Source organism: Spirillospora sp. NPDC047418 (assembly GCF_040643275.1).
Classification (GTDB): domain Bacteria; phylum Actinomycetota; class Actinomycetes; order Streptosporangiales; family Streptosporangiaceae; genus Spirillospora.
This window is the reverse complement of sequence record NZ_JBEYTW010000056.1, coordinates 1-10,249: the sequence shown is the minus strand read 5'-3', so window position 1 is coordinate 10,249 and position 10,249 is coordinate 1. Positions and strand designations below refer to the sequence as shown.

The following is a 10,249-nucleotide window of genomic DNA, read 5'->3' as shown; positions in this document are numbered from 1 at the left end:
CCCGAGGGCGTGTTGCTGGCGTGTCCGCAAAGGAGATTGGAACGTCCTTTGGCCTCCGGCAGACCCGCGACGCTCCCGACAGCGCCGCACCGGACAGCGCAGCGCCGGTCAGAGCAGTGCCGGTCAGAGTGTGGAAGCGGCGGCGCGCTGTGCGCGGATCCCGTGCCTGACGATGCCCTCATCGAGCCACCGGTCGAGGTGCCGCCACGTCGTCGACCTGGCCTCGCGGCCGGTCAGCACGCCGAGGTGGCCGCCGGCGGCGATCTCGAACCGCACCTGCGGCGCCCCGCCCAGCAGGCGGACCAGCGGGCGGACGGCCCGGACCGGCGCGCACGCGTCGCCGCGCCCCGCGATCGCCAGCACCGGCACGCCGATCCGGCCGAGGTCCACCGCACGGCCGCCGATCTCCACGCCGCCGCGCAGGAGCCCGCCGCCGTCCAGAAGGGACCGGTGAATGCGCCGGGCGGCATCCACCGGATGGGCGATCGTCATATGCCGGAAATGATCCATCGCCTCGATATGCGCGAGGAAATCGGCGTCGTCGAGGTGGGCCAGCATCGCCCAGGGGCGGAGCAGGTACCTGTCCAGGCGGGCCGGGAGCGGGGCCCGGTTCACCGGCGGTGCCGCGAGCCGCGCGGCGGCCCCGTCCACCGGCGCGCCGATCGCCGCGACCGACGCGATCGGCAGGCCCGGATCGTCGGCGGCGGCCAGCAGCGCGAGGACCCCGCCGAGGCACCAGCCGACGAGCTGGACGGGCTGGCCGCCCGCGTCCCGGCTGACCGCCCGGATCGCGCCCGGCAGCACGTCCCCGACCCAGCGGCGCAGGCCCGGGCCCGGGTCGCCGTCCCGGTCCGGCCCGTGGTCGAGCAGGTAGCTGCGGCGCCCTGCGCGGACGACGTGCTCGGCCAGGCTGCATCCGCGGCGCAGGTCGTAGCAGCGCGCGGGCGCGTCCGGCGGCGGGACGAACAGCACCGGCGGCCCGGCCGGCACCAGCCCCTCCGGCGGCCGGTAGCGGCGCACCGACCGCCCCGGCCGCTCCTCGACCGTCTCCGCCGGCATCGGGCGCAGATCGGCGATCCGGCCGGACCGGGCCAGCCGCAGGGCATTGGACGTCGCGTCGCGCAGACCTCGCGGGGAAAGGATCATTTCGTCATTGTCCGTCCGCATTCGCCGATTGCGGCCGGCGCGCATTGACCCTAGGCGGCCGCCGCCGTCCAGGCCATTCATACACTGGTCATCGCCCCCCGGAAATCACCCGGCTGTGAAGCCTGCGTGAATTCGGCTTGACAGCGCGGGCCGGAAGTGGCCTCGCGAGAATCTCACGCCGGGCCGCCACATGGCGCATAATGGCGATCACAGTCCGTGCACGACGGCAGGCGGCCCGGACCCCGTGCGGGCCGCCCCCGCCTCCGTCCGTTACCGTCCCTGCTTGTCATGCCTTGTCGTGCCCGCGCCGATTCGACGGCGGCATCGCGGGGACGGGTGAGGGAAATGCTGACGGACCAGGCGGAGGTGGCGATGCCGGATCCTCTTCTGACGGAGGTCGGCTGGACGGGATCCGCGTTGCGGCTGGCCGGCCGGTTCGGGCCCGGCGCCGCCGTCCCCGAGATCGAACTGCTGCTGCACGAGCACACCGAGGGCGCGCAGCTGCGCGTGCCCGTCGCCGCGGAGGCCCGCGACGGTCTCGTCGTCTTCGAGGCGCGGATGGACGTCGCGTCCATCATGGGCGGGCGGCCGCTGCCCGGCGGGCTGTGGGACGTCACCCTGGCGGTCGGCGCGCCGCCGTCCCACGCCGTCGTCCCGCTCGGGCACGCCCCGGACCTGGACGCCGCGCCGCAGCGGCGGTTCCTGCCCGGATCCGCCACCGTCATCGCCTACTTCGCCACCGACGGCACCTTCAAGATCGACGTCGGCGGGCGGCCGCACTCCGCCGGGACCACCCGCGCCGACATGACCAGCTGGAACGGCGCGCGCGCCGAGATCCTCGTCGCCGGGCACGTCGACCTCCAGGACGCCAGCATGCCGATCTCGGGGACGCTGCTGCTGTCCCAGCACGGCCCCGACCGCAGCTTCGAGGTCATCGCCATGCTGGAGGAGCGTCCCGGCCGGCTCTGCTACACCGCCGCCGTCCCGGTGACGCGGGCGCTCATCGACGAGCCGCTGCCGCGCGGGACCTGGGAGGTGTCGCTGTGCCTGGGCTTCTCCGGGATGCACCGCGAGTTGCGGCTGCTCGCCGCCGACGAGCCGGTGGACGTGCAGGTGTGGCGGCGGCTGCGGCACGTCCGGGTGACGTCCTCGGCCGCGCCGGACCCGCTGACGATCACCGTCGGGCGCGCCTGAACGGCCCGTCCCAGGGGAACCGGCGGGTGGCCCCCACCACCGCCGACAGCAGCACGACCACGGCCGTCCCGCCCGCCAGGTTGATCCCGGACGTCGCGAGCGCCGCGTCGAACGGGCCGTGCATCGTCAGCGGCAGGACCGTCAGGACGAAGACGGCGATGGCGCCGATGCAGGCGAAGGCCCGCACGGGACGCGCCGCCGTCGCGAGGAGCAGGTGCATCAGCGCGGTCGCCTGGATCGTCGCCGCCGTCGCGCACAGCGCGTAGCTCGTCGCGGCCGAGGCGTCGGAGGCGTGCCCGCCCGCGAACACCGGGACCTCCACGCCGAACAGCGTGCGCAGGCCCATCACCGCGGCGAACGCGAGCCCGCCGCCGACCAGGGACGCGGAGATCCCCGTCCACCACAGCGGGCGCAGCGGCGGCCCGGACTCGGCGGCGATCTCCTCGTGCAGCGCGACGAAGTCCTCGTAGCGCTTCGTCGGCGCCTCCGGCGGGCGGCGCCGGGCCGTGGAGGGACACCGGAACGACCGTTCCCAGGGCCGTGGCGCAGGACGGCCGACGTGCCTGCCGGGCAGGCCGCCGGGGTACCGCCCGGATGACGAGTCGGGCATGTTCCCTCCCCCGGGTGCGAACGTAGAGGTGCTTACCCGGCACCGATGGGGAGACTCGCCCAATCTCGACAATTTGCAGTCGCTTGGCCACGCCCCCGAGCACGGCGACGGCGCCCCCTCTGGGCGAGGAGGCGCCGTCATTGCCGTCCGATGAGACGCGGCCGCCGAGCACACTTGGCCTGTGGTCAATTCCGGCCTGTGGTCAGGCCCGGCCGATGGTCGGACGCGGCCGATGGTCAGATCTGGCCGGCCCGCTCCAGCGCGGAGCAGCAGGTGCCGGTGATCAGCCGGGTCACCACGTAGGGGTCGATGTTGGCGTTCGGGCGGCGGTCCTCGATGTAGCCCTTCTTGTCGACCTCGACCTGCCACGGGATGCGCACCGACGCGCCGCGGTCCGACACGCCGTAGCTGAACGTGCTCCACGCGGCCGTCTCGTGCATCCCGGTCAGCCGCCGCTCGATGTCGGCGCCGTAGTTCGCGACGTGCTCGTCGGCCTTCTCGGCGAGCGCCTCGCACGCCGTGATGATCGGGTCGTACCCCTCGCGCATCGCCTTGGTGGAGAAGTTGGTGTGCGCGCCCGCGCCGTTCCAGTCGCCCTCCACCGGCTTCGGGTCGAGGGTCGCGGAGACGTCGAAGTCCTCGGCGATGCGGTAGAGCAGCCAGCGGGCGATCCACATGTGGTCGCCGACCTCGACCGGGCCCGCCGGGCCGATCTGGAACTCCCACTGCCCCGGCATGACCTCGGCGTTGATCCCGGAGATCTTCAGGCCGGCGTCCAGGCAGGCGTCCATGTGCCGCTCGACGATGTCGCGCCCGAACACCTCGTCGGAGCCGACGCCGCAGTAGTAGAAGCCCTGCGGGGCCGGGTAGCCGCGCTCGGGGAAGCCGAGCGGGCGGCCGTCCTTGAAGAACGTGTACTCCTGCTCGATCCCGTACCAGGAGTCCTGGCCGGCGTACTGCTCGGCGACCGGGCGCAGCTTGGCGCGCTCGTTGGTCTGGTGGGGCGTCCCGTCCACGAGGAAGACCTCGCACAGGACGAGCTTGTGGTCCCCGCCGCGGATCGGGTCGGGGCAGGAGAACACCGGCTTCAGCGCGCAGTCCGAGTGGTCGCCTGGCGCCTGGTTGGTGCTGGACCCGTCGAAGCCCCAGTCCGGCAGATCGGCCCCGTCGGCGAGGATCCTCGTCTTCGACCGCAGGCGCGCGGTCGGCTCGGTGCCGTCGATCCAGATGTACTCGGCCTTGTAGCTCAACGTCGGTCCTCTCGTCTCTGCCTGGCCTCACGGGTTCGGCCTTACAGAACGTGCCAACCGGCCATTTCACCTCTGTTGCCCGTTTGTGAACGGCATGTAACACGCCATCTGACCTGCGGAGACCTTCGTCACAGCGATCACGCTGCGTAACAACCCGTCCACTCTCGGGCGAAGAGGGCGCGCGGATTACCATCCCGACCAATGTTTCGCCTTATCCGGTCACTTTCGACGGTTTTCGGCGGAGGGAACAGACGATGGTTGCCGCAAACTCCCCCGACTGTTTACTTCTCTGGCATCCACGGATTACGCCGCCCCCTTCAAGATGATCGAGGAATGACGTCGCGGCGCGTGCCGCGGCGTGTCCTGACCCAAAAAACAGAACGGGAGAAAAAGGGATGAGGCGGACTTTCTCGGCCTCGCTGAGCACGGTCGTCGTGCTGGCGGGGCTCGCCGCCCTGGCACCGGCGAGCCAGGCGGCGGACGGCCCGAAGGGCGGGCGCACGCATGTCGTCCTGCCCGGCCACTCCATCCAGGCGGCCGTCGACCGTGCCCGGCCGGGCGACACCATCCGGCTCAAGAAGGGCCACTACGCGGGCGGCGTCCTCGTGCGCAAGCGCCTCACCATCCGGGGCGAGGGCAACGAGACCATCCTGCGCCCGGGCCGCCACGACAACTGCGCGAAGGCCAAGGCGCCGGGAATGGGCATCTGCGTGATCGGCCGGGCCAAGCACCCGGTCAAGGGCGTCACGATCCGGAACCTGTCCGTGCAGAACTTCAAGGGCAACGGCGTGCACGGCATGTACACCGACCGCCTCGCGGTGATGGCCGTCCTCGCCAAGAAGAACGGCGAGTACGGCATCGCGGAATTCCGTTCCACCCGCGGCCGGTTCGTCTGGAACTGGACCCTCGAGAACGACGAGGACGCCGGCCTGTACGTCGGCGACACCGCCAACGCCCGCGGCACCGAGGTCGCCTGGAACCACTCCTACGCCAACACGCTGGGCGTCCTCGTCCGGCACGCCCACCACGTCAACGTCCACGACAACGAGATCACCCGCAACTGCGTCGGGGTCGCGCTGATCGACGACGGCCAGAAGGGCGGGCAGGGCCACAACAACGTCTGGAAGAACAAGGTCTACAAGAACAACCGGTCCTGCGCCCAGCACGGGCCCGTCCCGCCGTTCGGCGGCACCGGGATCCTGTTCTTCGGCGGCCAGCACAACACGGTCAAGAAGAACATCGTCAAGTACAACCGGGGCAAGCTGCCCTACTCCGGCGGCATCGTCCTGTTCCCGGGCGTGGCCCCGGAGCACGGCCACGCCCGTCCCGCCAGCCACAACCTGATCAAGGGCAACACCGCGCGCGGCAACGCCCCGTACGACCTGGTGAACAACAGCGGCAGCAAGACCAACCGCTTCGTCCACAACAAGTGCCGCACCTCGAAGCCGCGCCACCTCTGCTGATCGGGCGCCATGAAGACCCCTTTCCCGCACCCGGGAACGGGGTCTTCTCGCGTTCAGCCGGGCGACCGGCGCAGGAACCGCTCCCCGAGCGGGGTCAGCGCGTGGTGCACCGTCTTGCCGCGGCGCTCGCTCGTGATGAGCCCGGCCCCGCGCAGCGCGGTGGCATGCTGCGACGCGGACGCGGCACTGACCCCGAGCCGCGCGGCCAGCGCACCGGTGGTGAGCTCGCCGTCGGCGACCGACCGGAGCACGGCCGCGCGCGTCCGCCCGAACACGCGCGGCAGGGCGGCGTCGCTCGTCCCGCCGAACGTGCGGGACGTGGGCAGCACCACGGTCGCCGGAGAGTCACCGCCGATCAGGACGCGCGGCCCCGCGACGAACGGCGAGGGCATGATCGCGACCCCGCGCCCCTGGAGCCGGACGTCGCCGTCGCGCCGCGTCTCGATCTCCAGGACCGGAGGCGTCCAGCGGACGTCCGGATGCAGGCTCCCCAGCAGGCCGCCGATCCCTCGTCCGGCCATCGTCCGGGCATGACCGGCCGCTTCGGCGCGCAGGAGGGCGCCCAGCTCGGGCCACACGTCCGCCAGCGCGGCCCGGTGGAAATCGCGGAGCCCGCGGACCAGCGCCCGCATCGTCTCCCCGTCCCCTGAGCCGAGCCGGGGCAGCCACGGGGACGGCGGCCGCGCGCCGTGCGACCGCTCAAGTTCGGCCCGGATCCGCCGGACGGGTGTCGAGGCGACCGTGTCGAGTTCCGATTCGAGCCCCGGTACGCGCGTGTACGGCGTCAGGAAGTCGGGCACCCAGGATCCGGGCGGCACCAGATCGAGCAGCAGGCGGGACGGGCCGGTGAGCCGCGCGCGCGTCCGCGTCCGCCAGGCGCCGGGAACCGGCTCGGGCCCCGTCGCGCGCAGAGCCTGGGCGCTCAGGACCGACTGGGCGATCGGCGAGAGGCCGGGAGTGATGCGGATGCGCGCGAGGTCGTCATAGTCGAGCCAGAGCCGCAGCATGATCGGAATCTACGACATTTCAGCTATTTCCAAAATCATTGCGCCTCGCTCGAGGCCTCGTGGAAAGTGCGGCCATGAGCCGACTCCGCCCGCTCCGCCGCACTGTTCCGCTGATGCTGGTCGCCGCCTTGGTCGCGGTCGCACCGCCCGCCCGCGCCGCTGACAGCGCGGACGTCCACCAGGGCGACATCGACGGGGTTCCGTACCGTGTCGAGGTCCCGAGCCACTGGAACGGGACGCTGCTCCTGTGGAGCCACGGCGCCTACAGCCTGGAGTTCCCTGCGCCTTCGGACATCTCCCTGACGAACCACCCGGCGACGAAGCAGTGGCTGCTCGACCACGGCTATGCGGTGGCGGCCTCGCAGTTCCGCGTGGCGCAGGGCTGGGGCGTGGTGGAGTCCGGTCTCAAGGACCAGATCGGCCTCCTCGACTGGTTCACCGCCAACATCGGCAAGCCCCGCCGCACCATCTCCACGGGCGCGTCGGCCGGAGGCCTGGTCGCGGTCCTCCTAGCGGAACGCAACCCCACCCGCTTCGCCGGCGTCGCGTCCCTCTGCGGGGTGCTCGGCGGCACGACGGGCCACTTCAACAGTGCCCTGGACGCGAACTACGCGATCAAGACGCTCCTCGCCCCCGACCTCGACCTGGTGCGCATCAAGGACCCGCAGGCGAACATCTCGAACGCCCGCCAAGCCCTCGGTGCCGCCCTGAGCACGTCGAGTGGACGCGCCCGCCTGGCCCTCGCCAGCGCCCTCGCCGACATCCCCGGCCGGTACACCTCACGGGCCCCCGCACCCGGGACGGTCGCCGGCCAGGTCCAGCAGCAGTACTTCTACAACGCCTACGACCGGGGCGCGTTCTGGGGCCTCAACCGCACCGACATCGAGGCCCGCGCGGGCGGCAACCCGTCCTGGAACACGGGCATCGACTACCGGAGGCTCTTCACTCGCTCCAGCCAGAAGGCCCTGGTCAAGCGTGCCTACCGCGAAGCCGGCCTGAGCCTCCGCGCAGACCTCGCCCGCCTCAACGCGGCCCCGCGCATCAAGGCGGACCCGGGGGCCGTCCGCTATCTGAACCGCTACGGCACCCCCACGGGCCGGACGCCCTGGCCGGTGGTGACCCTGCACTCGACGGGAGACGGCAACGTCCCACCGGAGAACCAGCGCTGGTACGCCACGCAGGTGCGGCGAGCGGGCAACCCGGCGAACCTCAAGCAGTTGTATGTCGACCGTGGCAACCACTGCACGTTCACGGCGTCCGAGGAAATAGTGACCCTGCAAGCCCTCCTCACCCGCCTGAACACCCGCCACTGGCCCAGCACCAGCCCGGACGTCCTCAACGGGTCCGCAGCCAAGTTCACCCCCGACTACCAGACGGTGTTCGACCCGGACCCCGAGCGCGGCCTGCACCCGACGACCCCGTCCTTCACCCGCCACCACCCGTCCCGGTACCTGCGCTAGACCATGCCGCGGGGGCATGACCCCCTGTCTCCGTCCCGGAGCAGGGGGTCCTAGCGGCGCTTTAGGCTGCAGACAACAAGCGGTTCGCGCAGGTAAGAGTCATCGTCCGGCAGGCGGAAGACTGCCTGACCCGCCGGCCCATCGTCGCAGCGATGAGTTCGGCGAACGGCCATGGTCCACCTCCATGAACCACCGGCCGGAACACAGGAGGAGCGCCCATGACCGCCAAGGCCCTACCGCCCGTCGTCGACGCCGAGACCTGGCAACGCCAGTTGGACGAGTTGCGCGTCCGCGAGAAGGCCGCAACGCGGGAACTCGACGCGATCGCCGCCGAGCGCCGCCACCTTCCGATGGTCGAGATGCCCGACTACACCCTGGAAGGCGAGCAAGGACCGGCCAAGTTGGCCGACATCTTCGAGGGCAAGACCCAGCTGATCGTCTACAACCACATGTGGTTCCCCGGCGAGACTTGGCAGTGCTCGGGCTGCACCGGCTTCACGTCCCAGTTCACGCGCCTGGAGTTTTTGGACGCCTACGACGCCCGATTCGTCATCGTCACCCAGGGCCCGATCGACGAGGCACTGGCCTACAAGCGCCGCGTCGGCAACGAGATGACCTGGTACTCCACCGCGAACAGCACGTTCGGCACCGACGTGGGCGCGCCACCCGGCGGCGGCTTCGCCGTCAACGTCTTCCTACGCGACGGCGACACCGTCTACCGCACGTGGCACACCAACGGCCGAGGCACCGAACAACTCAGCCACTCTTTCGCCCTGATCGACGTACTCCCCTACGGCCGCCAGGAGGAATGGCAAGACTCCCCCAAGGGCTGGCCCCAATCCCCCACCTACACCCGCTGGCCCGCCTCCGAACAAATAGCCGCCGCCTACGGCGAGAACCCCTAACGCCAAACCGGAGCGGTTAGCACTCCGGCCGCATTTACTGATCGATGAGTCGTCGTCGGCCCATTGCTGCGAGCGGTCGTACCAAGCCAGCGGCATGCCCAGACCGTGACGTCGATCTGCCGTCACGGTCCGGGACCCGCTGGAGTTCGATCACCTGGCGATCCCAGCGGCCGTGTCCGTCCGGACCGGGCGACGGACGGGGACCACGTGACCACGCCGGTGTGCCAGCCACATGAACACGGCGGTGGCCACCACGCCGAACACCACGGCGTACACACTGCCCTCCGGTCCGAAGTCGCCGCCCGTGACCAGTGCGGGACCCGACATCGTCGCGTCCAGCAGACCCTGCGGGGTGTTGCTGCCCGACACCTCGGTGCTGAAGATGGCGCTCGCGGCGACGTTCCAGCCGAAGTGCAGACCGATCGGCACCCACAGCTTGCGGGTGGCGATGTACGCGGCGGTCAGCATCCCGCCCGCCTCGATGGCGATGGCGATGGCGCCCCACAGGGTGGCGTTCGCGTTGAGCAGGTGGATCAGGCCGAACAGCGAGCCGGTCAGCACGAGCGCGATCCAGGTTCCGGTCCAGTGCTCGACGTTGCGGAACAGGACGCCGCGGAAGACCAGCTCCTCGGTCACGGCGGCACCCACCATGATGCCGAGCAGGGCGACGGCGTTCGCCGGCGTGCCCAGGCCGTTGATCGTGTAGTCGCCGAAGAAGGCGATGTTCGCGATGACCGCGCCGAACAGCGCGACGCCGAGCAGTGTGCCCCAGCCGATCGCGGCACCTGCCCCCTTCGGCGACACCTCGACGGGGGCCCGGTGCTCGGTGCGCCGCACCACCCAGCCGTAGACCAGGAGCGCGACAACGGCCGTCAGCAGGCCGGCGGCGAGCGCCAGCCAGGGGGTGTCCTTCACCGCCGCCGTTCCGAAACTGCCGACGACCCAGACCGCCGCAACCGCTAAGAGCTGCCATATCAAACGCATGATGACTCCTTCGTGAGAAGCCGCGGCGGGAGCGCCGCCGGCTAGTAGTAGGGGTGCGCTCAGCCGGCGATGTCGACGCTGAGGGCGATGTCGAAGGTCCCCGCGCCGTTGCGGGCCAGGCCCATCAGCAGCGGCCCGACCCCTTCCAGCCAGCGGGCCATGTCCAGGCCGCCGACATCGAGGGGGCGTAGTCCGAGGCTCTGGATGAACGCCGACACCTCGGTCTTGGC

At 71.1% G+C, this 10,249-nt stretch carries 9 protein-coding genes; 4 read left to right on the top strand and 5 right to left on the bottom strand.

From position 1 onward, the window contains the following. Positions 1-123: 123 nt before the first annotated feature. Entirely contained in the window at positions 124-1,146 is a 1,023-nt protein-coding gene (locus tag ABZ806_RS28925; protein WP_500220567.1) for an alpha/beta fold hydrolase, read from the bottom strand. 372 nt (positions 1,147-1,518) lie between these two features. Between ABZ806_RS28925 and ABZ806_RS28920 the strand changes: the two genes are divergently transcribed. Next, positions 1,519-2,340 (top strand): hypothetical protein, encoded by an 822-nt coding sequence (locus ABZ806_RS28920; RefSeq protein WP_500220566.1) that lies wholly within the window; start codon positions 1,519-1,521, stop codon positions 2,338-2,340. Here ABZ806_RS28920 and ABZ806_RS28915 read toward each other — a convergent pair. Both ABZ806_RS28915 and glnII read right to left on the bottom strand, forming a co-directional pair. Further along, entirely contained in the window at positions 2,321-2,950 is a 630-nt protein-coding gene (locus ABZ806_RS28915; protein WP_500220565.1) for a hypothetical protein, read from the bottom strand. The two genes, ABZ806_RS28920 and ABZ806_RS28915, sit on opposite strands and share 20 nt — an antisense overlap. 236 nt (positions 2,951-3,186) lie before the next feature. Further along, positions 3,187-4,200 carry a glutamine synthetase GlnII gene (gene glnII, locus ABZ806_RS28910; RefSeq protein WP_500220564.1) on the bottom strand — a complete coding sequence of 338 codons (1,014 nt, stop codon included), beginning with the start codon at positions 4,198-4,200 and terminating at the stop codon, positions 3,187-3,189. A 395-nt stretch (positions 4,201-4,595) separates the two neighbouring features. Between glnII and ABZ806_RS28905 the strand changes: the two genes are divergently transcribed. Further along, positions 4,596-5,663: a right-handed parallel beta-helix repeat-containing protein gene (locus tag ABZ806_RS28905; protein ID WP_500220563.1), complete on the top strand. Its 1,068-nt coding sequence runs from the start codon at positions 4,596-4,598 to the stop codon at positions 5,661-5,663. Positions 5,664-5,716: 53 nt separating this feature from the next. Here ABZ806_RS28905 and ABZ806_RS28900 read toward each other — a convergent pair whose 3' ends face one another. Further along, positions 5,717-6,670, bottom strand: a complete 954-nt coding sequence (locus ABZ806_RS28900; RefSeq protein WP_500220562.1) for an ArsR/SmtB family transcription factor — start codon at positions 6,668-6,670, stop codon at positions 5,717-5,719. A 74-nt stretch (positions 6,671-6,744) separates the two neighbouring features. Between ABZ806_RS28900 and ABZ806_RS28895 the strand changes: the two genes are divergently transcribed. Further along, entirely contained in the window at positions 6,745-8,130 is a 1,386-nt protein-coding gene (locus ABZ806_RS28895) for an alpha/beta hydrolase family protein (protein ID WP_500220561.1), read from the top strand. Between the two features lie 218 nt (positions 8,131-8,348). Further along, positions 8,349-9,035, top strand: coding sequence for a DUF899 domain-containing protein (locus ABZ806_RS28890; RefSeq protein ID WP_500220560.1), 687 nt, complete (start codon positions 8,349-8,351; stop codon positions 9,033-9,035). A gap of 150 nt (positions 9,036-9,185) precedes the next feature. Here ABZ806_RS28890 and ABZ806_RS28885 read toward each other — a convergent pair whose 3' ends face one another. Then, the gene (locus ABZ806_RS28885) at positions 9,186-10,019 is read right to left on the bottom strand and encodes a CPBP family intramembrane glutamic endopeptidase (RefSeq protein ID WP_500220559.1); all 834 of its coding nucleotides are present in this window, start codon (positions 10,017-10,019) and stop codon (positions 9,186-9,188) included. Positions 10,020-10,249: the final 230 nt, after the last annotated feature.